The organism is Rhizorhabdus sp. GW822-FHT03C02 (assembly GCF_058801765.1).
On sequence record NZ_JBXANN010000003.1, the window covers coordinates 267,315 to 290,616 of the forward strand.

Here is a 23,302-nt window from a genome sequence, read left to right on the forward strand (position 1 = left end):
CCCCCTCCCCGAAGCTGCGCTTCAGGGAGGATCTGCTGGACTCAGAAGGTGCGGCGGTGGCTCTAATGCCTTCCACCCTCGGCCACCGCCTGTTGCTCGTCGCGCTGATGCTCGGTTCCGCGACCACCGCGCTCGTCCTCGTGGTGCTCGTGCCCGTGCTGCCGATGCTCGCGGCGTCGTTCGGCGGCGGGGCGGCGGGGGCGGCGCTGGCGCAGTCGGTGATGACCGCGCCGGCGCTGGGGCTGATCGCGGGCGGGCTGATCAGCGCGGCGGCGATCAAGGGGCTCGGGGCGTATCGGCTGCTGCTGCTCGGGCTCGCGCTCTATGGGCTGACCGGATCGGCGGGGCTGTGGCTGTCGGGGGCGCCGGCATTGCTCGGCGCGCGCTTCCTGCTCGGGATCAGCGCGTCGTTCGTCGGGATCGCGGCGACCGCGCTGATCGCCGCGCTCTATTCGCCCGAGCCGCGCGCACGGCTGCTCGGTTTCAAGGGCGCGCTCGGATCGGTCGGCGGGGTGCTCGGCATATTGATCGGCGGCGAGCTCGGATCGATCGGCGGCTGGCGGCTGCCGTTCGCGGTCTATCTGATCGGCTGGCTGCTGCTCGGCTTCGTGCTCGCGGGGCGCCGGGTCGAGGTGGCCGCGCCGGTCGCGGCGCCACGGCCGGCGGCGGCCGGCGGGCTGCTCGCGCTGTGGCCCTTCTACCTGATGATCGTCGCGTTCGGCATCGTGCTGATGATGACCAACACCCAATTGTCGTTCCTGCTCGCCGAGATCGGGGTGCGCGCGCCGTCGGCGGTCGGGCGGATCGCGGTGATGGCGTCGGTCGGCGCGGTCGCGGGCGGGCTGAGCTATGGCGCGGTGCGGCGGCGGCTGTCGTCGAGCGTCTGCTTCGCGCTGATCTTCGCAATCTGGACGATCGGGCTCGCGACCCTTGGCTTCGCGCGCGACGCGCTGACCGCGACGATCGGCTGCCTGGTGTGCGGTTGCGCGGCCGGGCTGTTCCTGCCGCACATGGTGACGACGCTGGCCGGGGCGGCCGCCGACGATGTCCGCGACCGGGCGATCGCGATGTTCTATTCGGCGGTGTTCCTCGGCGACTTCCTCAACCCGCTGCTGGTCGAGCCGCTCAGCGAGCAGTTGACGAGGCATGGCGCGTTCCGGGCGGTGGCGGGGTTCACCGGCGCGGCGATGGTGGTGGCGCTGGCAAGGCGGTTCGCGGGGCGGGGGTGAGGGACGGGTCGGGGTGTTTTCCCATTCCGACGCGCCATTGATGGAAGATATGTACCGTCGCCCTGGCCTTGTGCCGGGGGCCATGGCTCTCGCCCCGAATGCGACCGCATATCGTCAGGTGCGATTGCGCTGGTGGCACGATGTTCGGGGCTTCCCGCTTGCCGCACCAGCCATGGACCCCGGCACAAGCCCGGGGCGACGATGGGAGGATCGCCTTGTATCAGGAGCGCCCCTCACCCCAGCACCGCCTGCGGCGTGCTGCGGAAGCTGATCGCGAGGCGGTTATAGCTGTTCATCAGGCCGATCGCGACGGTCAGGTCGACGAGCTGCTTCTCGTCGAACACCGCGCGGGCGGCGGCATAGGCACTGTCGGGGACGGCGGTGGCGGCGACCAGGGTGACGCTTTCGGCCCAGGCGAGCGCGGCGCGTTCCTGGTCGCTGAACAGGCTGCCAGCCTCCGGCCATGCCTGCACCAGCGCCAGTTTCTCGAAGGTCACGCCCTTCTTGATGAGATCGCGGGTGTGCAGGTCGAGGCAATAGGCGCAATTGTTGATCTGCGAGACGCGCAGATAGACGAGGTCGACCAGTTCGGCGGGCAGGCCGCTCTGCACGACATAGCCATAGACGCCGCCGAGCGCCTTCGCCGCGGCGGGGGCGATCCGGGTGTAATCTAGTCTCTGGGTCATGGCTCCGGTCCTCTGATCTTATTTGACGACAGTGGTGAGCACCTTGTCGTCGGAATCGACGACGAAGACCGCGAGCAGCTTGGCCGGCTCGGTCTGGCTGGCGTTGCGGCTGATCGAATGGTTGGCGGCGGGCGGCTCGGACCAGCTTTCGCCGGCATGGTAGATGCGGGTCTCGCCGTCGTTGACCTTCGATTCGATCGCGCCCGAGACGACATAGGCATAGATGAACGCCGATTTCGCATGGGTGTGCGGCCGCGACGCCGCGCCGGGGGCATAGTTCACCTCGACGGCGATCAGCGACTTGCCGGGGATATTGGGAATGGCCTGTTCGAAGTTCGGTTTCACCGTTCCGGCGAGGGCGTCATGCGCCAGGGCGGGTGCCGAGATGGCGACGGCAAGTGCGGCGCAGGCGGATATGAGCGTGGTGCGGATGGGCATGGTCTGTCTCCTCGAGGCAGGAAATGCGCTTCTTTTGGGTCAGGAAAAAGCACCAAGAACGACAAGAAATCCTGTACTACGGCCGCATGACCGATCGACTGCATCTCGAACTCGACCGCACCGCGAAGCTCTCGTTGGCGGAGCAGATCCGCAAGGGGATAAGCAGCGCGATCGAGGCCGGCGTGCTGCAACCCGGCGCGCGGCTGCCGTCATGGCAGGATCTCGCCGCGCAGCTCGGGGTCGCGCGAGGCACGGTGCGCGCCGCCTATGAGAAGCTCGCCGCCGCCCAGCTGATCGAGGCGTCGCGGGCGACCGGAACCCGCGTCGCGCCGCGCCCCCGCGCGGCGATGGCGGGCGAGCCGCCGGCGGACGCGGGGTCGTTCATGGCGACCTATCGCGAGATGACGCGCGGGCCGGCGCTGTTCCAGATGGGGGTGCCCGCGACCGAGACCTTTCCGGCGACGCTGCTCGCCCGCATTCGCGCGCATGCGGTGCGCGCCGAGGCGACCGCGCCGCCGCTCTATCCCGATCCGCGCGGCGAACTCGCGCTGCGGCGGGAGATTGCCGGCTATCTGGCGGTCGCCCGCGGCATCGACTGTTCGCCGTCGCAGATCATCGTCACCGCGGGCTTCGCCGCCGGGCTGGGGGTGGCGCTCGGTGCGCTCGGGCTGGGCGGGCAAAGCGCCTGGGTCGAAAATCCGGGCTTTCCCTGGTCGCGCAAGGGGCTCGAACTCGCCGGCCTGACGATCGCGCCGATCCCGGTCGACGCCGACGGCATCGATATCGACCATGGCCTGCGCCACCACCCCGACGCCCGGCTGGTGATGGTGACCCCGGGACAGCAGGCGCCGCTGGGCGCGACCCTGTCGCTCGAGCGGCGGCTACGCCTGCTCGCCTGGGCCGCCGCCAACCGGGCGTGGGTGATCGAGGACGATTATCTGAGCGAACTGCAACTGGCGGGCCGGGCGGCGCCGGCGTTGGCATCGCTCGACCGCGACGGGCGCGTCATCCATATCGGATCGTTCAGCAAGACGATCAGCCCGACCGTGCGGCTGGGTTTCGTGGTCGCGCCGGTGGAGCTGGTCGCCCGCTTCGGCGAGGTGGCGGGCTGTCTCGCGCCGTCGCCCGGTCCGGCGGTGCAGTTCGCGATCGCCGAATTCCTGCGCGAGGGCCACTATATGCGGCATCTGCGGCGCACCAAGCGGGCCTATGCCGCCAAGCGGCAGGCGCTGCTCGAATGGCTCCAGGCGTCAGTCGGCGCCGATCGGATCAGCGCGACCGGGCTGGCGGTGCTGCTGAAACTGCCGGAAGGGGCGTCGGACGTCGCGGTGGTGCGCGAACTGTCGATGGCGGGCATGTCGCCGTCGCCGTTGTCGGCCTGGTATGTGTCGCCCGACGATGCCCGATCCGGGCTGCTGCTCGGGGTGGCGACCGCGCCGGCGCGGGGGCTGGCGCGATCGTGCGAGCGGCTGGTCGAGGTGATCCGGCGGGCGGGCTGATCGCCGGCATTGCGGGCGTTTCGACCCTGGCGATCGGGCCTATGCCTCGCCGCCATGCGACGGAGTGTCGCACGCCGCGTCGAAACCCCGCGCCAGTTCGGCGAGGCTGACCGCACCGAGCCGTGCGACCAGCAGCGCCTCGGCGTCGCGCAGCGCATCCTCGACCGCGGCGTTGACGACCTTCTCGACCGCGCAGTCGCTATTGGCCGGCTCGTTGCCGATCGCGAAGATGCGCGGGCCGCCGACCGCGCGGTGGACGTCGAGCAGCGACACGGTCTCGAGATCGGCGGCGATCGCCCAGCCGCCGCCATGTCCCTTTTCCGAGCGGACATAGCCGGCGTCGCGCAGGCCCGCCATCGTCCGGCGGACCACCACAGGGTTGGTGCCGATCATATGGGCGATCGTCTCGGAGGTCATCGGGCCGTTATGCCGCGCCATGTGGAGCAGGACGTGGAGCATCCGGGAGAGGCGGCTGTCGTTACGCACCGCGCGATCCTTCGCAGGACGGCCGGGATTGGCAAGAGCTCGATATCACGATACTCATAAAGTTACGTGATTCGGGGGGTGATGTGATGCCGGTTGAATATGAAGACCCCGTCCATTGGGACAAGGCCGCCCAGCATTATGAGGCGACCGCGCACCCCTTCACCGCGCGCTTCGCCGAGGCGGCGCTGGCCCGGGTGACGCTGACCCCCGACATGCAGGTGCTCGATGTCGCCGCGGGCACCGGTGCGCTCGCGCTGGCGGCGGCGCGGACCGGCGCGCGGGTGCTCGCGACCGACTTCTCGCCCGGGATGGTCGCGCGCATCGCCGCCGCGGGCCTGCCCAATGTCGAGGCGCGGGTCATGGACGGGCAGGCGCTCGACCTGCCCGATGGCGGCTTCGACGCGGTGTTCTCGATCTTCGGGGCGATCATGTTCCCCGACTGGCGCAAAGGCCTGGCCGAGATGGCGCGGGTGACCCGCTCCGGCGGGGTCGGCGTGGTCGCGACCTGGCAGGACCGGGGTGCGGCGACCTTCCTGCTGCTCGGCCAGATCCGGCAGAAGCTGTTCCCCGGGCGCGATGGCATGACGATGCCCGAGGCGGTCAAGGCGCTGAGCGATCCCGCGGATTTCGCGCGCGAGCTGATTGCCGCGGGCTATCGCGATCCGCGGATCGAGGCGGTGACGCATGACTATGCGCTCGACGTCGCGGCGCTGGCGGAGCCCGATACGCTGTTCGGGATGTCGCCGGACTGGACCAGCCTCGATGCGGAGGAGAAGGCGGCGGTCGTGGCCGAGGTCCGGGCGATGGCGGGGGGCAGGGCGGTGTTGGGGGTGCCGTCGACGGCGTTGATTGGGGTGGCGGTGAGGTGAGGTGATGCGTCGAGCGATGCTGCCGGGCACCTAAGCCCCTCTGCGAGTTAGCGATAGTAACCTCATGGCCGAGACTACAGGCTCGGGGCGTTCCAGCCCAGAATACGGCCCGACAGGGCAACGCTCGAAATTGCTATCTGCACAGTCGAAATAAATTCGCCTCAGATCGACCCAATGGGATATGCTGCCATGACAACCTCGAATGTTGGATAACTAGAACAATCTCTTGGGAGGGGTCTTGGCCGAGTTCGAAGCGCGATCGCTGCATCTTCATACCCTGGACTCCTTGCTGTCCGACCTTGTTAGCGGACGCGCGATCGTCGTCGGAGACAATGAACTCTACACCCTCACCAATGATCGCACTCGAAGCGCGCTAGATTGGTATCGCAAGCGAGGTGAGGCGAACTGGGGTGCGGCCGTGTCTGCACCTCATGCCGAGAACTTAGTTGATGCCATTCAAGGGGAGCCGATCGAACTTGAAGCTCTTCCAGCCCGTCCATCCAATGCAAATGCGAGACGACTGACGTTAAAAAAGCTGGAAGCCCATCGGTTCGCCGGCCTTCATAAATTTGGGACGCCTTCTAACCCGCCGGATAATTACATCCACGAATTCTCGCGAGACTTTACGTTATTCGAGGGAAGAAACGGATCGGGGAAAACCTCGCTCGCGAACGCGATCATCTGGGTGCTTACCGGAGAGCTTCTGCGTGCCCAGCGCGAACCGGAGTCCGCAAAAGTCGAATTTGAATGCAAGGTAGGCCCAGCGGAACCGGGCGCTGAAGCTACGATGCATCGTATTACTCCGGTGACGCCGTTGCCCGACGCGCAGAGCCATCGACCAGATAGAGATTTCGTCCATGCCGACACATGGGTGGAGCTTACTTTCGTTGATGAAACTGGCACCGAGTTGCCACCCATCCGGCGAACGCAATCCAGGTCGACCCAAGGCCGATTGAACGAAGTTCCGCCAGATTTGTCACTGCTCGGTTTGGACCCGATTGCGGTTCGCATCGGCACGGTTATGCCGGGGCTGTTGTCCGTCATCCGCGTAGGGGGCGAATCGGAGTTGGGTCGGTCTGTCGGCGAATTGACGGGGCTCGCTTCTCTGATCGATCTCGCCAACCATGCTCGTCGGGCAAAACAGAAGATCGATAAGGATTTCGTCAGGGCGAAGACCGGTGAGCTTGAGGGGCTTGATCGAAATTATGAGACCGCTCGATCGGACTTAGCCAAGGCACTCGAAGATCAGCCCGAACTCGCTCTTCCACACGCTATCCCGTCCCCGTCAAATGACAAATCTATTGAGAAAGCAATAGCAGAAGCCGTCAGTCATTTCGAAGCGGCCAAGGCAAAAGCGTTCGAAGCCGCCCAAGCAATCCTCGGTGAGCAGTTCGATCCGAGCGACCGGAAGCGCCAAACCGAACTCGAACAGAATATCAGCGTCGCGTTGGACGAGCTGGAGCGTCTCAATTCGCTGCCGTCGTTCTCGCGCTTGAGGGGCCTTGGCGCGCTTACCGTTGAGGAACTTAGCACGGCGAAAGGCACGCTTGAGAGTATTTTGCGGGACGCCAAGGTTCTCGCTGAACTTGATGCTGACCCGTCGTCTGCGGCGAGGGTGCGGCTGTACGCGCATATCGCGTCTTGGCTTGCGGATCATCCCGATCCGAACCGTGATGATGACTTATGCGTTGTGTGCGGCCACTCCGTAGGAGAAGCGATCGATCCTGTAAGCGGTAATCCTGTCGGGCGGCATCTTCACGATGCGCGGGGTAACGCGACGTTGCTCGCCCAGACATTGGCTCGGTGGGCCAAGGCGGCGCATGCTGAGTTAGTAAAGAGTCTTCCTCCGGCGTTGCAGTCCGAGCTCTCGCAAGAGCTTCCTGGCCACCCTTGCGACCTCGTTCGTAGGGCGATTCTGGATGAGCTGTTTGGGGCAAGGGCATTTAAGGGCGTTCTCGGCGCGTTGCGTTCTGAAACCGCCGCCTCTTTGGAAAAAGCGGTTGAAGGGCGGGCGGAACTTGCGGTGGCGCGGGAATTCTCCTTACCCGCGCATTGCGAAGATTTGTCAAACGCGCTCCAGAAACTTGATGTTGCGCTACGCTTCGCAAAGTGGCGGCAGGAGAGCGGATCGTTTGTGCGCGATCTTGCCCAGAGCATATTAGGAAAACGTCCCAAAGAAGGCGAGCCCAACGAGACGGATACTCTCACCGGAAAGTTTCTCCAGCTCGACGCTATCGTGCGGCAGGCGACGCCAATTACCAACGCTATCGAATTCTGCGGCCGGCTCAAACGGCACCTCGAATCAAGGCGAACCTGCGAAAAGCGGTTAGCCGAATACGCCATCGCGTCCGAGGCGATTGGAAATCTGCTTGAGCTGGGTACGCTGGCTGACAAGCAGATAGATCAGCTTCGGAACAAGCTCAGTGAGAAGGCGGTCGCTTGGCGAGAGCGCATTTATCTAGGAGCATTTCCGAGTACCGCTCATCGCCTCGTGGGCACGGCGATGGGCCGGAAGGGCGAGATCGACCTCTTTGTAGAGAGCGATGGTGTATCTGCCCCTGCGCAACATGTAGTGAACGCCTCAGCCCTACGCGCAAGCTTGGTCGGGTTCTACCTAGCCTTCTGGGAACACGTCATCGCTGAGCGCGGCGGGCTTCGGACGTTGATCCTAGACGACGCGCAGGAGTTGCTTGATGATGAAAATCGCCAACGACTGGCAAGCGGTCTAGCGAGCCTCACAGGCACAGCCCAGCTCATCTTGACGTCCTACGACCCGAGGTTCGCGAGCTTTGTCATCCGCGCGCCCGGTCTGGGAGGCATCAAACACTTCTCTGTCCAACCGGCGACAATCCTTCAACCGGTTATCAGGACAACCCCATCGCATTCCCAGATTGCGCGCAGGCGCGACCTTTTCGACGCGGATCGGAATCAGGAAGAGCCCGCACGCGATTTCGCGGATGGATGCAGGGTGTATTTGGAAGCAATGCTGGGCGATCTGTTCGACGACCCGGCGCATTCGACGTGGGCTCGGCAAAATCCTCATCCCACGCTCGCGAGTTTCGTGACGCGGCTGCGCCCTCTGGTAAAGGTAAACCCTAAAGGTATGTTTGCCGCCAACGTGTTCATGCGCTTTGTGGATCATCCATCGCTCGCTGATAACTCGCCGGTGCTTCAGTTGATGAACAAGGCGCATCACGGTCAGCGCCATGAAATCCGGGCGGCCGACGTTGACCAGTGCACGGCCGATCTCTCTTTCTTGGTTGAGCAGGTTGAAAAGCTTTTCGAAGAATGCTGTCGTTGGCGCGAGCGTGACGCGCTCCCGCAAGCTACCGAAGGCGTAGTTTCGCCATTTCCGCTGCAATCCATGCGTCCGCCTGAGCGCGACTTTTTGATATGCCCAGATCTCGCCGCCTTCACGCATGAGACGGTGGGAGAATCGCAAGAGGCCCCTGACGTTCTCGACCGCAAGATTTTTGATGGAAAATCGGCTTTCTACCTGCGCCGCGACAATTTCGGCTTCGCCGCTCCGCAGGGCGCGGTTGCGATCGTTGAATCCGATCCTGCGCCCGTTGATGATCGCCGGCTCGTTATCGCGCGCCGAGAACAGGCGATCTACGCGCGCCGCGTTTTAAGATCGCAAGGTAGCGACATCGTAGGCCTTACCGCTGAGATTCCCGATCCACGGGTAAGAAGCCCGAAGACGATCTTCGTCGAAGAGGCCAACGTCGAGCTGCACCGGGTGATTGGGGTCATTTTTGACCACAGCATTCAAGTGGGTCCCGGCGGCGACGAAGCGATAGAAGTAGATGCCTCAGAGGCGATCGAGCGTATCGAGATCGCTTTCCGGGTTGTGGATGAAAGCGCGGTGCCGCTTGCGCTCGAAAAGCAGGTCGTTCTTGGCGGACCGACGATCCCATTGGACCAGTTGTCCAGCAACGTCGGCGCGCTGGCGGCGATTTCGCTGGAGGACGGATCGAGCGTGTTCAAGCGCATCGGCGCGGCATTACCCGCCGCGTTATCGCATCTGCGGCAATTCGAGAGCATTGGCGGGCTGGGCTTCTCCCAGATTTTCGCCGTTGGTCGCGAACAGCCCGGAATGAGGCAGGTTCAGCAAGTGCGCCGAATTGTCGGGGTGTTGTACAACGCTTAGCGGAGCGGCGCACCGACGGTATCCAATCGGCGACGGTTGGTCGAAGTCCAGCAGCCACAGGTCGGGCCGCATAAAAACGCCCGATTGTTGAACGATGGGGTTCGGGGAGAGCAGAAATCTCTCCGATAGCACTGATCCGGTTCAATGCCGGAAAGTGCGCCCGCTTGCCGCTATCGACCTCGGACTTCTTCACCCACTCGCTCAGCGTGTATGCCGAGCAGCTTCCCGGCTATCGACACCATCGCGGCCCAGCGCGAAGCATGCTCGCCTTCGTGTTCCATCACCATCTGCACCGCGCGGGCACGAACCTCAGGCGAAAATTTGTTCGTTGTCTTGCTCATACAGGCTCCACCTTCTCAGGAGTTGGAGCCTCCGGCAAACGCGGGGCGGTTCACTGCGCCAGCAACATCCACCACCTCACCCACCAATAAACCCCGCCAGCTCATCCGGCGTGCCCATCGGAAACGCCTCCTTCAAAAACTCGAGAAACGCCGACACCCGCGCGCTCAGCAGACGCCGCGACGGGTAGAGGGTCCATAGCGCGATCTCGGAGCCGTCGATGTCGCCCCAGTGGACGAGGAGGCCGGCGGCGAGGTCGTGGCTCACCAGCGAGATCGGCAGGCTGGTCGCGCCGACGCCGGCGCGGGCGGCGTCGCGGACCATGATCAGCGACGACAGGCTGAGGACCGGATCGATCGCGATGCGTGAGCGTCCGGCCGCCGACGACGGCTTCAGGCGCCAGGCGGCGGCCCCGTCGCCCGTGCCGCGCACGACCGCGGGGACCGGGGTATCGCCGGTCGGTCTCGGAAAGTCGGGGGTGGCGACGACGACGAGCCGGTCGCGCAGGAAGATCCGGCCGACGAGGCTGTCGTGCGGGTCGGGGTTGACCCGGATCACCACGTCATAGCCTTCCTCGATCATGTCGACGGGGCGGTCTTCGGTGGTGACCTCGAGCCGGACCTCGGGATATTTGAGCGCGAAGCCGGCGGCGAGTTTGCCCATCACGGTCTGCGAGAAGAGCAGGGGCGCGCTGATCCGCAGCCGGCCGCGCGGCCGGTCGCCGCCGGCGCCGATCGCGGCGACGGTCTCGTCGAGTTCGGTGAGCAGCGCGCCGGCGCGTTCGTAGAGGGTGCGGCCTTCCTCGGTGAGTTTGAGCATGTGCGATCCGCGATCGAACAGGCGCAGCGCGAGCCCGGCCTCGAGTTCGGCGACGCGGCGCGACAGGGTCGCCTTGGGGCGGCCGGCGGCGCGGGCGGCGCGGCCGAAACCGCCATGGCGGGCGACAAGGGTGAAGTCGGCAAGCGCGAGCAGGTCCATATGTTCCATCACCGAGACGTTGTGTCCCAATATAGCGTCTATTGGATCATCTGTGGATCGCTCATTTGGGAGATGCCCTTTGGCACAAACCCAGGAGTGACCCCCATGACCATCCTCGTTACCGGCGCCACCGGCACGGTCGGCCGCCATGTCATCGATCAACTCGTCGGCCGCGGCGCCGACGTGCGCGCGCTCGTTCGCGATCCCGCCAAGGCGGCCGGCTTTCCGGCGGGCGTTGCGGTCGCGCAGGGCGACCTGCTCGACGTCGACGCGCTGCGCGCCGCGCTTTCGGGCGTTTCGACGCTGTTCCTGCTCAACGCGGTGGTGCCCGACGAATTCACCCAGGCGCTGGTCGCGCTCAACCTCGCCCGCGAGGCCGGCATCGAACGCATCGTCTATCTGTCGGTGATCCACAGCGACCTTTATGTGAACGTGCCGCACTTCGCCGGCAAATATGGCGTCGAGCGGATGATCGAGGCGATGGGCGTCGGCGCGACGATCCTGCGCCCGGCCTATTTCATGCACAACGACCTGACCATCAGGGACGTGGTGACCGGGCATGGCGTCTATCCGATGCCGATCGGCGGCAAGGGCCTCGCGATGATCGACGCGCGCGACATCGGCGAGATCGCGGCGATCGCGCTGCTCCGCCATGAGCAGGCGGCGGCGCCGCTGCCGTTCGAGCGGATCAACCTGGTCGGCCCCGACACGCTCACCGGACGCGATGTCGCGGCGATCTGGAGCGACGTGCTGGGGCGGCCGATCGCCTATCCCGGCGACGACAGCGCCGGGTTCGAACAGAACCTCCGGCAGGTCATGCCGGGCTGGATGGCCTATGACATGCGGCTGATGGCCGAGCGCTTCCTGGGCGACGGCATGCTCCCCGAGGCCGGCGACGACGCGCGGTTGACCGCGCTGCTGGGGCGGCCGCTGCGCGCCTATCGCGACTTCGCCGCCGAGGCGGTCGCCGCGGTCTGAGCGGCGCGCGCCACCATGCGATCGGAAGGGCGGCGGGATGCCGATATCTGGCCGCCCGCCGCGCTTCCGATCGTTGGGGCGAGGCCAAAATGGCGATTCCGGAAAACGACTCACCTTGAATAATGTGTAAGAATCGATCTAGAAAAGATCGATAAAAGATTCGGAGGGGTGAGTCGTGATTAAATCATATGCTCAGGCTGGGCAGGATGCCTATATAAATTTCCTGCTTTTGCGCCAAAAATTCATTCCGCGAGACACGGATTATACGGGATTCTACGTAGATGTTGGCTGTGCTCAGCCGGTGACGTCATCGAATACCTTCAGTTTCTACGAAAGAAACTGGCATGGACTCTGCATAGATGCGAACCCGGACAATAAAGGCGCGTTCGTCGAGAAGCGTCCGCGCGACATTTATGTCACCAGCGGAATCAGCAACGAGGCCGGAAATCTGCCGTTTCACGTCTTCTCGAATCCGCAGCACAACACGTTCGACGGAACGCGGATGTCGAAGGGGACCTATCTCAAGACGATCGACGTCCCGATCCGGCCGCTCAAGGATGTGCTCGGCGAAGCGCTGCCCGCGGGCCAGACGATCGACTTCATGTCGATCGACGTCGAGAATTATGAACTGAAGGCGGTCCAGGGGATGGACTTCAGCGTCCACCGCCCGAAGATCGTCGTTCTCGAGGCGCTGTCGCCGCTGGCGACGATCGCCGAACATCCGGTGACGCGGCATATGAAGGGCGCGGGCTATGCGCTGATCGCGCATACCGGGCATGATTCATTCTTCGCGCTGAAGCGGGCGTAATTCGCCTTCGACGGATTGGGTGCGGTCGCAATGCGGCCGGCGCGATCGAATATTGGCAGTCATTGCGGCTGTGTTCGCATAAGCGCCGACTTATTGGGCGATTTTCGTTCTTCTACGTCGCCCCGCACGCGTTGCGGAGTCCATGGCTATTGTCTCGCTCGTCACCGCCGGAGATCGAAGGCAGCCTTTCCCGTTCTTCCTCCTCCAGTCACGGCGCCCGGCGCACCAGCCATGGACCCCGGCACAAGGCCGGGGCGACGGGTTTATGGTAGCGAGCATGGGAGCTGTTCCGGGGCGACGGTCAGTGCTTGAGAAGCCCGTGCCCTAAACATCTCGCTCCATGGGCAAGTCTTCCAGTGCCTGCGTCCAGGGGTGCTGGCGTTCCTCATAGACCGCGACGCGCGGTGGCGGGAAGCTCGGGTCGGCGAAGGCGCCGATCGCGACCGCGAGGAAGTCCGGCAGGGCGTCCATCTCCCAATAGACGATCGCCGCGCAGGTCGGGCAGAAATGGAAGGTGGCGGTCGAGCCGCTATCGCCGCGGCGGCTCCACTGCGCCGAATGGCCGGCGATGGCGACATGGTCGCGCGGAAAGCGGGCCTGGGCGGCAAAGACGCTGCCGGTGCGCTTCTGGCATTCGAGGCAGTGGCAGATCGAGATGCGGACGGGCTCGCCCTCGCAGGTCAGGCGAAGCTGTCCGCAACTGCAGGAGGCCGATCGGGTCGTCATGTCCCCAGTCTAAGGCCGGCGCGATCGCAGCGGAAGCCGGTTTCGGCGCCATGGTGCGCGCCTAGTCCGAACGGACAATGCGCGCGGTCGGCCGCGCGCCTAGCGATGGCGGGACGCCGACCAGATCGGTGCATGTCGTCGATGAGGAGATGGGATATGTCGGTTGGGTCGTCGGAAATGCTGCGGTCGCCGGTCGCGCCGTCGGGCCCACTGGTGGCGGATAGCCAGGAGGCGGTGACCGCGGCACTCAAGCTCGCGCTGCGGCGGCTTGCCAAGGCGGTGGTGGTGATCACCGTGCGTCATGAAGGGCAGCGTTATGCGATGGCGGCGACCGCGGTCGATGCGCTGTCGATGGAGCCGCCGTCGCTGCTCGCCTGCGTCAACCGCAGCGCGTCGATCCACCCGGCGATGGCCGAGGCCAGCCATTTCGCGATCAACATCCTGGCGCGCGAGCATGAGCCGATCTCGCTCCATTGCGGCGGGCTGAGCAAGGGCGAGGCGCGGTTCGAGGTCGGCGCGTGGGACGATGAGGGGGTGGTGCCGGTGCTCGCCGATGCCCAGGCGGCGATCGTCTGCCGCGCCGATGCGCGGTTCGATTATGGCACGCACAGCATCTTCGTCGGGGTGGCCGAGGCGGTGCGGACCCATGGCGAGGTCAATCCGCTGGTCTATGTCGATGGGCGCTATACGGGGTCGGTGCTGGGGTGAGGCTGGGTGCGGTTGGGCGGGGACGGGGGTGCGCGGGGCGTCTCGACTTCGCTCGACGCGAACGGTTTGGAGGCTTTTGGATCCTCCCTACGCGAAGCGTGGGGAGGGGGACCGCGTAGCGGTGGAGGGGTTCTTCGATCCGCGAGCGGACGTTTGACGAACGCAGAAACCCCTCCACCATCCTGCGGATGGTTCCCCTCCCCATCTGCGATGGGGAGGATCTAAGGTTATACGCCGATCCGCGTCTCGACCTGGTGCCACGCGGTTTCGGCCATCGCGCGGGCGCGGCGGCCGGCGGTGAGGGCGGTGGGGTTGGAGGCGTTGCCGGCGAGCGCGCGCTTGAGGACGCCCTGGCGGATGCAGGCGACGCGGAACATGCTGTAGGCCATCGCATATTCCCATTCGGCGGGATCGATCGGGTCGCGCCCCGCATGGCGCAAATAGGCGGCGATGTGGGCGGCCTCGTCGGGGATGCCGAGCGGGGCGAGGTCGGTATCGGCGAGGCCGTTGAAGGTCTCGCGCGGCAGCCGCCAGCCCATCAGATGATAAGCGAGATCGGCGAGCGGATGGCCGATCGTCGACAGCTCCCAGTCGAGCACCGCGGCGACGCGGCGGCGGTCGGGATCGACGATCAGATTGTCGATGCGATAGTCGCCATGGACCAGGGCGACCTGTTCGCCGGCGGGAATGTGCGCGGGGAGCCAGGCGATCAGATGCTCCATCGCCGCGATCGGTTCGGTCTCGGTCGCGCGATATTGTCTGGTCCAGCGGGCGATCTGGCGGGCATAATAATTGCCGGGGCGGCCGAAGTCGGCGAGCCCGGTGTGGGCGAGGTCGACCGCGTGGATCGCGGCGATCGATCGCGCGATATCGGCGTAGATGGCGGCGCGGGCATCGCGGGCGAGCCCCGGGAGCAGCGGGTCGTGGAAGCTTTGCCCCGCGACATGGTCCATCATGAAGAAGATCGTGCCGATCACGTTCTCGTCGGTGCAGAGGATGTGGCAGCGCGGCACCGGGACCGTGCCCGCCCCGGACTCGGCCGACGCCAGCGCCGACATCACCCGATATTCGCGGTCGACCGCATGCGCCGAGGGCAGCAGCTCGCCCGGCGGCTTCTTGCGGACGACGAAGCGCGGGTGGCCGTCGACGAGGATCGCGAAGGTCGGGTTCGACTGGCCGACCGCGAAGCGCTCAATGGTCAAGGCGCCTTCGATGGGCGTTCCGTCGATACCGGCGATGTTGGCGCGCAGCCAGGCGGTCAGCCGGTCGGGATCGAACGCCAGCGGCGCCGGCGCGGCGATCATGCCGAGGCCGGGACGGTCAGCACCACCTTGCCGGTCGCCTGGCGGTCCATCACCCGGCCGAGCGCCTCGACCGCGTCGGCGAGCGCGAAGGTCTCCGAGACATAGGGTTTGACCCGGCCGTCGCGCAGATAGCCGAACAGGTCGGCCATGTTGGCGGCATGATGATCGGGGTCGGCCTGGACCGCGTCGCCCCAATAGACGCCGAGCAGATCGGCGTTCTTGAGCAGCAGCAGGTTGGGCGGGAAGGCCGGCATCGGGCCCGAGGCGAAGCCGACCACCAGATGGCGCCCCTGCCAGCCGAGGGTGCGATAGGCGGCCTCGGCGAGCGCGCCGCCGACCGGATCATAGACGACGTCGATGCCCTTGCCGCCGATAAGCGCGAGGACCTGCTCGCGCAGGGTGCCGTCGGCATAGTCGATCAGATCGTCGGCGCCGTGCGCTTTGGCCAGCGCGAGCTTCTCCGCGCTCGAGGCGGCGGCGATCACCCGCGCGCCGAGCGCCTTGCCGAGCTCGACCGCGGCGAGGCCGACCCCGCCGCCGGCGCCGAGCACCAGCAGGGTCTCGCCGGCGCGCAGGCGGGCGCGGTCCTTGAGCGCGAACCAGGACGTGCCATAGGTGATCAGGAAGCCGGCGGCGGAGACCAGATCGATGCCGCCGTCGGCGGCGGCGACTGGATCGATGCCGTCGCCGATCGCGAAGACATGGTCGGCGGGCGCAGTGACGGTCTCGGCATAGCCGCCCAGCCGGCAGAAGGCGGCGACCGGATCGCCGACCGCAAAGCCGGTGACGCCCGCGCCGAGCGCGGCGACGGTGCCCGACACCTCGCTGCCCGGGGTGAAGGGGAAGGGCGGCTTGGTCTGATATTTGCCCTGGACCATCAGCCCGTCGAGGAAGTTGATCCCCGCCGCGGCGACCGCGATCGCGACCTCGCCCGGGCCGGGCTGCGGCGGGTCGATATCTTCGAGGCGGAGGTCGGTGATCGGCGCGAACGCGTGACAGACGATGGCCTTCATGTGGCGCTCTCTCCCGGATTTTTTCGGTGGTGATCTCACACTCTTCTTCGTCATCCTGATGAAAATCAGGATCCAGAAGCGCAGCGTCGCGGCAGGAAGCGCGACGTTGCGGCTCTGGATCCCAAATCAAGTTTGGGATGACGAAGAAGGAAAGAGCATATTGCGAATATCGTCGCAAGGCGGGCTGCAGCGGAAATTCGCGGTTCTTTGCAGCCTGCGTAGCTAGTGGACGAATAGATTACGCATTTCGCGAATCCACCTTGCGACTCTCCCGGCCTTGGGCTAGCAGGGCGACAGCGCAGCGCGGCACGCCCGTGACATGCGCAGGGCCACAAGCGCCGAGGGATTTCCGAAACGGATATCTGTGGGAGAGGCGAAATGTCAGATATGTTGATTCGCAACGGGACCGTCGTCGACGGCACCGGGGCCAAGGCGTTCCGTGCCGATGTGCGCGTCGCCGGCGGGCGCATCGCCGAGGTGGGGCAGGGGCTCGCGCCGCAGGGCGGCGAAGAGGTTTTCGATGCGGCGGGCTGCTATGTCACCCCGGGCTTCATCGAGGGGCACACCCATTATGACGCGACGATGTGGTGGCAGCCCGATCTCGATCCGCTGCCCGGCTATGGCGCGACGACGATCATCGTCGGCAATTGCGGCTTCACCGCGGCGCCCCTGTCCGACGATAAGGCGGCGCAGTTCGAAATGGCGAAGATCTTCTCCTTCTTCGAGGATATCCCGCTCGAGCCGTTCCTGAAGCATGTGCCGTGGGACTGGCGCAGCTATTCCGAATATAAGGCGTCGGTGAAGCGCAACATCAAGCTGCCGACCAACATGGCGGGCTTTGTCGGGCATATCGCGATCCGGATGGCGGTGATGGGGCTCGACGCGTGGAAGCGCGCCTCGACCCCCGACGAGATCGTCAAGATGGCGGCGTTCCTCGACGATGCGCTGGGCGCGGGCGCGCTGGGGCTGTCGACCAACCTGCTCGATCATGATGGCGAGAACCGCAAGATCCCGACGCTGGTCGCCGAGGATGACGAGTTCGCGGCGCTGTTCGACGTGCTCGAGCGCTATCCGAACAGCAGCTTCCAGTGCATCATCGACGTCGCGCTGATGCGTGACACCGGACCCGAGCAGACCGACCGGATCGCCAAGCTGCTGAAGGGGCGCAACATCCGCATCCAGCTGACCGGCGGAATCCCGACCTCGGCCTATCAGCATTATCAGCTCCAGCCGATGCGCGACCGGGTGGCGCAGATGCGCGCCGACGGGATCGACGTGTGGCCGGGCTATGGCCATGTCCCGCTGACCGGGCAGTTGAGCCTCTACAAGTCGCTGATCTTCGCCCAGTCGAACGACTATGTCTGGCACGAGGTGGTGCTGGCCGACGGCGAGGAGGCCAAGGCCAAGCTGCTGCGCGATCCCGAATGGCGGGCGCGGGCGCGGGTGAGCTGGGATACCCAGACCTATCCGCAGTCGCCGATGAGCAATCCGCAACTGCTGCTGCTGACCAAGCTCGGGTCGGACAATGGCACCGGGCCGTTCGGGGTGACGCTGCTCGACTATGCCGCCGAACTGGGGCTGCACCGGTCGGACGCGATGGCCGAGTGGCTGCTCGCCAACGGGGTGCTGTCGACGGTGCGGATGGCGCCGATGGAGATGGCCGACAATGTCGTCGTCGAGATGGTGCGCGATCCCAAATCGGTCGGCAACATCACCGACGCCGGGGCGCATCTGCAGATGCTGTGCGGCGGCGGCGAGAATGTCGTCTACCTCACCAAATATGTCCGCGACCAGAAGCTGATCACGCTCGAAGAGGCGATCCACACGATGACCGGCAAGCTCGCCGGCCATTTCCACCTGACCGACATCGGCGAGATCAAGCCCGGCAAGCGCGCCGACATCGTCGTGTTCGACTTCGACGAGATCCAGCAGTTCGACATGGAAAAGGTCTATGACGTCACCGACGGCAAGGGCGGCATCACCTGGCGCTATACCCGCCCGGCGGCGCCGATGAAGCTGACGATGGTCAATGGCGAGGCGACCTTCCGCGACGGGGCCTATACCGGCAACAAGCCGGGGGATTTCCTGGAGCCGGCGGCGGCCGAGGCCGCGGTGGCGATCGCCGCGGAGTAGGGGGGGGCGGGTCTTCTTCTGAAGCCTTCTCCCGCTCTTCGCGGGAGAAGGTTTGGATGAGGGTCTTCTTCTGCTTTCCTTTTCATGCAGAACGGCAAGAGCAGAAGAAGAAGACCCTCACCCAGCCTCTCCCGCGAAAAGCGGGAGAGGGGCAAGAAGAAGCGGCTTCACTTTAGGCGCTTTCCCCTCCTCCAGACATGCGAAGGGCCGCGCCATCGCTGGCGCGGCCCTTCCATTGTCAGCCGTCCTTGGGGTCGGGCTGCACCCGGTCCGTCATGGCGCGATCGATCGCGCCGGGACCGGCCGGCCGTTCAGGCCCGCGCTCCGGGGGAGCGGATCGAGCCATCATGACGTGCCGCGGACGGCGTGGGACAATGAGACATTCGACCACCTCCTTTCATCTTGTTGACGATATTGGAAATATGGGGCGCGTCGCGGCGAATCCAAGAGGGGGACGTGCGGCGCCGGTCCCCGGGATTGCACGCTCGACAAAGCGGTCGGGGATCGGCGATGTGTGTCTATCCTCGGGGGTGATCGCATATGGGTTTCGGCAGGACGCGCGCGCTGGCCCTGGCCGGTCTGGTTCCGCTGCTGCTCGGGGCCGCGCCGGCCGGGCACCAGCTTCGCTATCAGGGACTGTGCGAGGCCTCGGCGGCGGCGGTGGTCGACGCGCGGCATTTCGCGGTGGCGAGCGACGATCTCGAGCAGTTGCTGATCTACGAACGCGGCCATCCGGGGCCGGTCGGGCGGCTGACGGTGCCCGACGTGTCGGACATCGAGGCGGCGGCGCGGATCGGCGACACGATCTTCTGGCTGACCTCGCATTCGCTGAGCAAGATGGGCGAGGACAAGCCCAGGCGGCGGCAGTTGTTCGCGACGAAGGTGGTGGGATCGCGGCTGGAATTGGTCGGCACCCGCTTTCGCGATCTGCGCGCCGTGCTGGCAAGGCTGGCGCATGTCGACGAGAAGCTGCTGGCGCGCCGGCTCAATATCGAGGGGCTGGCGGCGGCGCCCGACGGCAGCCTGCTGATCGGGCTGCGCCGGCAGCTCGCCGACGGCAAGGCGCAGGTCGTGCGGATCGCCGACCCGTTCGCGCTGGTCGGGCTTCCCTCGCGCAAGACCGCGCCAAGCGCGTGGCTGACGCCGCTGCCGCTGGGCGGCCGCGGCATCCGCAGCATCGAACGGGCCGGGGACGGCGCGCATCGCTATCTGATCGCGGCGGGCGGGCCCGATGACGACGGGGTGGCGCCCAAGCTGTTCTGGTGGGACGGCGCGCAGCGGCTCGCCGACGGGCCGCACCCCGATCTGCGCGGGATGGCGCCCGAGGCGCTGATCATGTGGGGCGACGGCAGCGGCCAGCTGATCGGTGACAATGAGGACCAATGCAGCGACAAAAGGCGCGGCGCGCATTGGTATCCGAGCGTCGATTTCGCGATCGGGTGACGGGATAAAGCGGGAGTCGCCGAGCATCCACTTCAGATCCTCCCCAAAGCACAGCTTTGGGGAGGGGGACCATCCGAAGGATGGTGGAGGGGGTTCTTCGTTAGCCAAGCGCGCCGCCTGTGGATCGCAAAACCCCTCCACCGCTCTGCGAGCGGTCCCCCTCCCCATCTGCGATGGGGAGGATCAAAGGCGAAGCGCTGCAGTAATCCCGGCCCGCTCAAAGCAAAGCTGCTGACGGCAAAGGATAATCCATCTCGATTATCACTACCGGATCAATAGAGAATTGACGCGACATCTTTGGAGAGATCGGGATGAGCGACTTGGAAGAAGGCCGGGATCTGCGGGCGCGCCGGCGCGGAATCGATTTTCCGCGGCAGATCGACGAGGTCGTCGAGGGGCTGCGGCAGGCGCGAGCCGACTGGCGCGCGGGGCATGCGCGCAACGCCGAGCAGGGGGTCTATTTCCCGTCGCGTCCGGCGCTCGCCCGGATCAGCCGCGAGCTCGGGGTCGCGCTGTTCCCGCTGCGGCTGGGGCCGCCCGAGCTGACCCCGGCCAACGAAAATGCCTATATCGCCGCGACGCTCGAATCGACGCTGTCGCAGCTCGGCGCGCAGATCCGGCTCGAGCTCGGCTATCATGATCCGGAGAGCGACCATAAGGCGATCGCGGTCGAGGTCGACCGCATCCTCGGCCTGTTCGCCGCCGGGCTGCCCGAGCTGCGCCGCCGGCTCGATCGCGACGTCGAGGCGGGCTATGCCGCGGATCCGGCCGCGCGCAGCGTCGACGAGGTGCTGCTCGCTTATCCTTCGCTGACCGCGGTCATCCACCACCGCATCGCCCACGCCATCTACCGGCTCGGCGCGCCGCTGGTCGCGCGGGTGATTGCCGAGATCGCGCATGAAAAGACCGGGATCGACATCCATCCGGGGGCGACGATCGGCCGCAGCTTCTTCATCGACCATGGCACCGGGGTGGTGATCGGCGAGACCAGCATCATCGGCGACCGGGTGCGGCTCTACCAGGGGGTCACGCTGGGCGGCGACCCGGAGGTGCCGGGCGGCGAGGGCGGCTGGACCCGGCCGCGCCACCCGATCATCGAGGACGACGTCATCGTCTACGCCAATGCCAGCATCATCGGCCGGGTGACGATCGGTGCGCGGTCGCGGATCGGCGGCAATGTCTGGGTGCGGCAGGACGTGCCCGCCGACAGCTTCGTCGAGGCGCCGTCGCCGCTGGTAAGGTATATCGGGTTTCGCCCCGAAGCCGCGCATTGAGGGGGGCGAGGTCTCTCCCTCGTCATTCCGGGCTTGACCCGGAATCTCTCTGCCTTCCGTCGCCGAACGAAGGGAAGTGAGATCCCGGATCAAGTCCGGGATGACGGAGCAAGGAGCGGACCTTACCGCCCGAACGAGGGGTCGAACGCGTCCTCGAGGGTGCGCGTCGTGGTGATCGCGCCGGCGGCGGCGAAGTGGTGGAGGACTTGGCGTTCCCCGGCGATCACCCGGGCGTCGATCGGCACCGGCATCAGTTTCTGCCGCGAGGTGACGTAGCGGGCGACGTCGATCGGGATGCCGGTGTCCTTGACCAGCGCGTCGGCATAGAGATCGGGGTGGAGCTTGGCCCAGCGATAGGCGTTGCCGAGCCGGACGACGAAATCCTGGAGCTGCGGGCGCTTGGCGGCGATCGCCGATTCGCTGGCGGCCTGGAAGGCCTGGCCGGTGACGAGGCCGTTGGCGTCGGCGAGGATGCGGGCATGGTCCTTGACCACCGCGGTCGCGACATAGGTGGTCCAGGTGCACCACGCGTCGACCGCGCCCGAATTGAACGCGGCCTTGGCGTCGCCCGGGGGCAGGAAGCTGATCGTGACGTCGGTCGGCTTGAGGCCCGCCTTTTCGAGGAAGCGCAGCAGGCTGTAATGGCCGACCGAGATCCGGCCGGTGGCGATCTTCTTGCCCTTGAGGTCGGCCAGCGTGCGGATCGGCGAATCCGCGCGGATGAGGATCGCATTGAGCGCGCCGTCGGAGCCGCTCTGCGCGACCGACACCACCTTGATCGGCGCGCCCGCGGCATAAGCGAACAGGAAGGGCGCGTCGCCGACGGTGCCGACGTCGACCGCGTCGGCCGAGATCGCCTCGAGCAGATTTTGCGCGGCGGGGAATTCGGACCATTCGATCCGGTAGGGCAACTTGTCGAGCACCCCCGATGCGGTGAGCAGCGCCTTGGTGCTGCCGCGCTGGCTGCCGACCCGCAGCACCGGGCGGGCGTCGGCGGCGGGGCGGTTGAGCAGCCAGGCGCCGAGCACCACCGACAGCAGCAGCGCGGCGAGGCCGATGACGAGCCAGAGCCGGATCCGGGGCGGTGTTTGAAGAGCGTCGGTCATTCGGCGGCGATCCGCGCCGATGGCCCGGCGGCGACCGCGGCGCGCAGCGCCGGCAGCAGGTTGCGGCCATAATCGATCGCATCCTCGAGCGGGTCGAAGCCGCGGAACAGGAATTTGCTGATCCCGATTGCGTGATAATCGAGCAGCGAGTCGACGACCTGGTCGGGGGTGCCGACCAGCGAGGTCGAATTGCCCTGGGCGCCGGTCAGCCCGGCGATCTCGGTCCACAGCCTTTTGTCGTGGACCTTGCCGCGGGCGGCGGCGTCGCGCAGCCGGGCCGATCCTTCGGAGGTCTTCTGGACGCCGCGATAGGGGCTGGAATCGCGGGTCGCGTGCAGCGCGCGCGCGGTTTCGAGGATATGTTCGGCGCGCGACCAGGCCTCGGCCTCGGTCCGGCCGAGGATCGGCCGCAGCGACATCGAGAAGCGGATATGGTCCTCGCGGCCATGCGGCTTGGCGGCGGCGCGGACCCGGCCGACGATCTCGGCGGCCTGTTCGAGGGTCTCGCCATACATCGCATAGACGTCGGCATGTTTGGCGCCGGTCTGGATCGCCGCCTCGGACGAACCGCCGAAGAAGACCGGGATATGCGGCTTCTGCAGCGGCTTGACCCCGAGATGGTCGGCGAATTTGTAGAACTCGCCGTCATGGTCGAACGGTGTCTCGCTGGTCCAGGCGCGCTTGAGCACCGATATATATTCGTCGGTGCGCCGGTAGCGGTCGTCCTTGGCGAGCCAGTCGCCGTCGCGGCGCTGTTCGGGGTCCGAGCCGCCCGAGATGATGTGGACCGCGAGGCGCCCGTCGCTGAAATGGTCGAGGGTCGCGAGCTGGCGCGCGGCGACGGTCGGCACGATCACCCCGGGGCGGTGGGCGAGCAGGAATTTGAGGCGGCGGGTCTTCTGCGCGGCGTAGGCGGCGATCTGGAAGCCGTCGGGCTGGCCGCTCGAATAGCCGATCAGCACCCGGTCGAAGCCGCCATATTCATGCGCCTGCGCCAGCGCGTCGACATAGGCACGGTCGATCAGCCCGGTGGTCGGGGCGTGGGTTTCGGAGGCATATTGGGTCGAGATCAGGCCGAGGATCTCGAGGTCGGGGGCGGCTGCGGTCATGAGTGCGGCTCCTGATGGAGGAACGG

Annotated in this window: 20 protein-coding genes and 1 pseudogene; 11 read left to right on the forward strand and 10 right to left on the reverse strand. The window is 66.1% G+C overall.

Annotated features, from left to right (window positions below; translation table 11 throughout):
* Window positions 1–65 precede the first annotated feature (65 nt).
* Complete coding sequence (locus tag AC1RM6_RS11105) at window positions 66–1,229, forward strand: MFS transporter (RefSeq protein ID WP_493101082.1); 1,164 nt, start codon at window positions 66–68, stop codon at window positions 1,227–1,229.
* A 233-nt stretch (window positions 1,230–1,462) separates the two neighbouring features.
* Here the strand turns inward: AC1RM6_RS11105 and AC1RM6_RS11110 are convergent, their stop codons facing one another.
* Window positions 1,463–1,915: a carboxymuconolactone decarboxylase family protein gene (locus AC1RM6_RS11110; RefSeq protein ID WP_493101084.1), complete on the reverse strand. Its 453-nt coding sequence runs from the start codon at window positions 1,913–1,915 to the stop codon at window positions 1,463–1,465.
* An 18-nt stretch (window positions 1,916–1,933) separates the two neighbouring features.
* Complete coding sequence (locus AC1RM6_RS11115) at window positions 1,934–2,353, reverse strand: cupin domain-containing protein (RefSeq protein ID WP_493101086.1); 420 nt, start codon at window positions 2,351–2,353, stop codon at window positions 1,934–1,936.
* An 86-nt stretch (window positions 2,354–2,439) separates the two neighbouring features.
* Here AC1RM6_RS11115 and pdxR point away from each other — a divergent pair, with 86 nt between their 5' ends.
* Entirely contained in the window at window positions 2,440–3,852 is a 1,413-nt protein-coding gene (gene pdxR / locus AC1RM6_RS11120; RefSeq protein ID WP_493101088.1) for a MocR-like pyridoxine biosynthesis transcription factor PdxR, read from the forward strand.
* A gap of 39 nt (window positions 3,853–3,891) precedes the next feature.
* Here the strand turns inward: pdxR and AC1RM6_RS11125 are convergent, their stop codons facing one another.
* Entirely contained in the window at window positions 3,892–4,338 is a 447-nt protein-coding gene (locus AC1RM6_RS11125) for an Rrf2 family transcriptional regulator (RefSeq protein ID WP_493101090.1), read from the reverse strand.
* An 86-nt stretch (window positions 4,339–4,424) separates the two neighbouring features.
* Here AC1RM6_RS11125 and AC1RM6_RS11130 point away from each other — a divergent pair, with 86 nt between their 5' ends.
* Together AC1RM6_RS11130 and AC1RM6_RS11135 are read left to right on the forward strand one after the other, a co-directional pair.
* Window positions 4,425–5,207: a class I SAM-dependent methyltransferase gene (locus tag AC1RM6_RS11130; RefSeq protein WP_493101091.1), complete on the forward strand. Its 783-nt coding sequence runs from the start codon at window positions 4,425–4,427 to the stop codon at window positions 5,205–5,207.
* Window positions 5,208–5,445: 238 nt separating this feature from the next.
* Window positions 5,446–9,357 carry an ATP-binding protein gene (locus tag AC1RM6_RS11135; protein WP_493101093.1) on the forward strand — a complete coding sequence of 1,304 codons (3,912 nt, stop codon included), beginning with the start codon at window positions 5,446–5,448 and terminating at the stop codon, window positions 9,355–9,357.
* Between the two features lie 145 nt (window positions 9,358–9,502).
* Here the strand turns inward: AC1RM6_RS11135 and AC1RM6_RS11140 are convergent.
* A pseudogene (locus AC1RM6_RS11140) lies at window positions 9,503–9,698 on the reverse strand (IS3 family transposase); the annotation flags it as partial.
* Window positions 9,699–9,774: 76 nt separating this feature from the next.
* Window positions 9,775–10,683, reverse strand: coding sequence for a LysR family transcriptional regulator (locus tag AC1RM6_RS11145; protein WP_493101563.1), 909 nt, complete (start codon window positions 10,681–10,683; stop codon window positions 9,775–9,777).
* 96 nt (window positions 10,684–10,779) lie between these two features.
* Here AC1RM6_RS11145 and AC1RM6_RS11150 point away from each other — a divergent pair, with 96 nt between their 5' ends.
* Together AC1RM6_RS11150 and AC1RM6_RS11155 are read left to right on the forward strand one after the other, a co-directional pair.
* Complete coding sequence (locus AC1RM6_RS11150) at window positions 10,780–11,652, forward strand: NmrA/HSCARG family protein (protein WP_493101095.1); 873 nt, start codon at window positions 10,780–10,782, stop codon at window positions 11,650–11,652.
* Window positions 11,653–11,827: 175 nt separating this feature from the next.
* Window positions 11,828–12,460 carry an FkbM family methyltransferase gene (locus tag AC1RM6_RS11155; RefSeq protein WP_493101097.1) on the forward strand — a complete coding sequence of 211 codons (633 nt, stop codon included), beginning with the start codon at window positions 11,828–11,830 and terminating at the stop codon, window positions 12,458–12,460.
* Window positions 12,461–12,784: 324 nt separating this feature from the next.
* Here AC1RM6_RS11155 and AC1RM6_RS11160 read toward each other — a convergent pair whose 3' ends face one another.
* Entirely contained in the window at window positions 12,785–13,186 is a 402-nt protein-coding gene (locus tag AC1RM6_RS11160; protein WP_493101099.1) for a GFA family protein, read from the reverse strand.
* A 156-nt stretch (window positions 13,187–13,342) separates the two neighbouring features.
* Here AC1RM6_RS11160 and AC1RM6_RS11165 point away from each other — a divergent pair, with 156 nt between their 5' ends.
* Window positions 13,343–13,894 carry a flavin reductase family protein gene (locus AC1RM6_RS11165; protein WP_493101101.1) on the forward strand — a complete coding sequence of 184 codons (552 nt, stop codon included), beginning with the start codon at window positions 13,343–13,345 and terminating at the stop codon, window positions 13,892–13,894.
* Window positions 13,895–14,121: 227 nt separating this feature from the next.
* Here the strand turns inward: AC1RM6_RS11165 and AC1RM6_RS11170 are convergent, their stop codons facing one another.
* Both AC1RM6_RS11170 and AC1RM6_RS11175 read right to left on the reverse strand, forming a co-directional pair.
* Window positions 14,122–15,198 carry a phosphotransferase gene (locus AC1RM6_RS11170; protein WP_493101103.1) on the reverse strand — a complete coding sequence of 359 codons (1,077 nt, stop codon included), beginning with the start codon at window positions 15,196–15,198 and terminating at the stop codon, window positions 14,122–14,124.
* Window positions 15,195–16,211 carry an NADPH:quinone oxidoreductase family protein gene (locus AC1RM6_RS11175; RefSeq protein WP_493101105.1) on the reverse strand — a complete coding sequence of 339 codons (1,017 nt, stop codon included), beginning with the start codon at window positions 16,209–16,211 and terminating at the stop codon, window positions 15,195–15,197. The genes AC1RM6_RS11170 and AC1RM6_RS11175 overlap by 4 nt, the downstream gene beginning before the upstream one ends.
* Here AC1RM6_RS11175 and AC1RM6_RS11180 point away from each other — a divergent pair.
* The 4 genes from AC1RM6_RS11180 (at window position 16,201) to epsC (ending at window position 21,061) form a co-directional block, all read left to right on the forward strand.
* Window positions 16,201–16,437 carry a hypothetical protein gene (locus AC1RM6_RS11180; RefSeq protein WP_493101107.1) on the forward strand — a complete coding sequence of 79 codons (237 nt, stop codon included), beginning with the start codon at window positions 16,201–16,203 and terminating at the stop codon, window positions 16,435–16,437. The genes AC1RM6_RS11175 and AC1RM6_RS11180 overlap by 11 nt on opposite strands.
* A gap of 152 nt (window positions 16,438–16,589) precedes the next feature.
* Window positions 16,590–18,344 (forward strand): N-acyl-D-amino-acid deacylase family protein, encoded by a 1,755-nt coding sequence (locus AC1RM6_RS11185; protein WP_493101108.1) that lies wholly within the window; start codon window positions 16,590–16,592, stop codon window positions 18,342–18,344.
* A gap of 540 nt (window positions 18,345–18,884) precedes the next feature.
* Complete coding sequence (locus tag AC1RM6_RS11190) at window positions 18,885–19,787, forward strand: hypothetical protein (RefSeq protein ID WP_493101110.1); 903 nt, start codon at window positions 18,885–18,887, stop codon at window positions 19,785–19,787.
* A 311-nt stretch (window positions 19,788–20,098) separates the two neighbouring features.
* Window positions 20,099–21,061, forward strand: coding sequence for a serine O-acetyltransferase EpsC (gene epsC, locus AC1RM6_RS11195; RefSeq protein ID WP_493101111.1), 963 nt, complete (start codon window positions 20,099–20,101; stop codon window positions 21,059–21,061).
* A 122-nt stretch (window positions 21,062–21,183) separates the two neighbouring features.
* Here epsC and AC1RM6_RS11200 read toward each other — a convergent pair whose 3' ends face one another.
* Both AC1RM6_RS11200 and AC1RM6_RS11205 read right to left on the reverse strand, forming a co-directional pair.
* Entirely contained in the window at window positions 21,184–22,167 is a 984-nt protein-coding gene (locus AC1RM6_RS11200) for an ABC transporter substrate-binding protein (protein WP_493101113.1), read from the reverse strand.
* Entirely contained in the window at window positions 22,164–23,276 is a 1,113-nt protein-coding gene (locus AC1RM6_RS11205) for an LLM class flavin-dependent oxidoreductase (protein WP_493101115.1), read from the reverse strand. Before AC1RM6_RS11205 ends, AC1RM6_RS11200 begins: the two co-directional genes overlap by 4 nt.
* Window positions 23,277–23,302 lie beyond the last annotated feature (26 nt).

Bases quoted from the DNA above. Each gene is read 5' to 3' on its own strand.
- AC1RM6_RS11105 (WP_493101082.1), top strand. From the start codon at position 66: ATGCCTTCCACCCTCGGCCACCGCCTGTTGCTCGTCGCGCTGATGCTC.
- AC1RM6_RS11110 (WP_493101084.1), bottom strand. From the start codon at position 1,915: ATGACCCAGAGACTAGATTACACCCGGATCGCCCCCGCCGCGGCGAAG.
- AC1RM6_RS11115 (WP_493101086.1), bottom strand. From the start codon at position 2,353: ATGCCCATCCGCACCACGCTCATATCCGCCTGCGCCGCACTTGCCGTC.
- pdxR (WP_493101088.1), top strand. From the start codon at position 2,440: ATGACCGATCGACTGCATCTCGAACTCGACCGCACCGCGAAGCTCTCG.
- AC1RM6_RS11130 (WP_493101091.1), top strand. From the start codon at position 4,425: ATGCCGGTTGAATATGAAGACCCCGTCCATTGGGACAAGGCCGCCCAG.
- AC1RM6_RS11145 (WP_493101563.1), bottom strand. From the start codon at position 10,683: ATGGAACATATGGACCTGCTCGCGCTTGCCGACTTCACCCTTGTCGCC.
- AC1RM6_RS11150 (WP_493101095.1), top strand. From the start codon at position 10,780: ATGACCATCCTCGTTACCGGCGCCACCGGCACGGTCGGCCGCCATGTC.
- AC1RM6_RS11160 (WP_493101099.1), bottom strand. From the start codon at position 13,186: ATGACGACCCGATCGGCCTCCTGCAGTTGCGGACAGCTTCGCCTGACC.
- AC1RM6_RS11165 (WP_493101101.1), top strand. From the start codon at position 13,343: ATGTCGGTTGGGTCGTCGGAAATGCTGCGGTCGCCGGTCGCGCCGTCG.
- AC1RM6_RS11170 (WP_493101103.1), bottom strand. From the start codon at position 15,198: ATGATCGCCGCGCCGGCGCCGCTGGCGTTCGATCCCGACCGGCTGACC.
- AC1RM6_RS11180 (WP_493101107.1), top strand. From the start codon at position 16,201: ATGGCCTTCATGTGGCGCTCTCTCCCGGATTTTTTCGGTGGTGATCTC.
- AC1RM6_RS11175 (WP_493101105.1), bottom strand. From the start codon at position 16,211: ATGAAGGCCATCGTCTGTCACGCGTTCGCGCCGATCACCGACCTCCGC.
- AC1RM6_RS11185 (WP_493101108.1), top strand. From the start codon at position 16,590: ATGTCAGATATGTTGATTCGCAACGGGACCGTCGTCGACGGCACCGGG.
- AC1RM6_RS11190 (WP_493101110.1), top strand. From the start codon at position 18,885: ATGGGTTTCGGCAGGACGCGCGCGCTGGCCCTGGCCGGTCTGGTTCCG.
- epsC (WP_493101111.1), top strand. From the start codon at position 20,099: ATGAGCGACTTGGAAGAAGGCCGGGATCTGCGGGCGCGCCGGCGCGGA.
- AC1RM6_RS11200 (WP_493101113.1), bottom strand. From the start codon at position 22,167: ATGACCGACGCTCTTCAAACACCGCCCCGGATCCGGCTCTGGCTCGTC.
- AC1RM6_RS11205 (WP_493101115.1), bottom strand. From the start codon at position 23,276: ATGACCGCAGCCGCCCCCGACCTCGAGATCCTCGGCCTGATCTCGACC.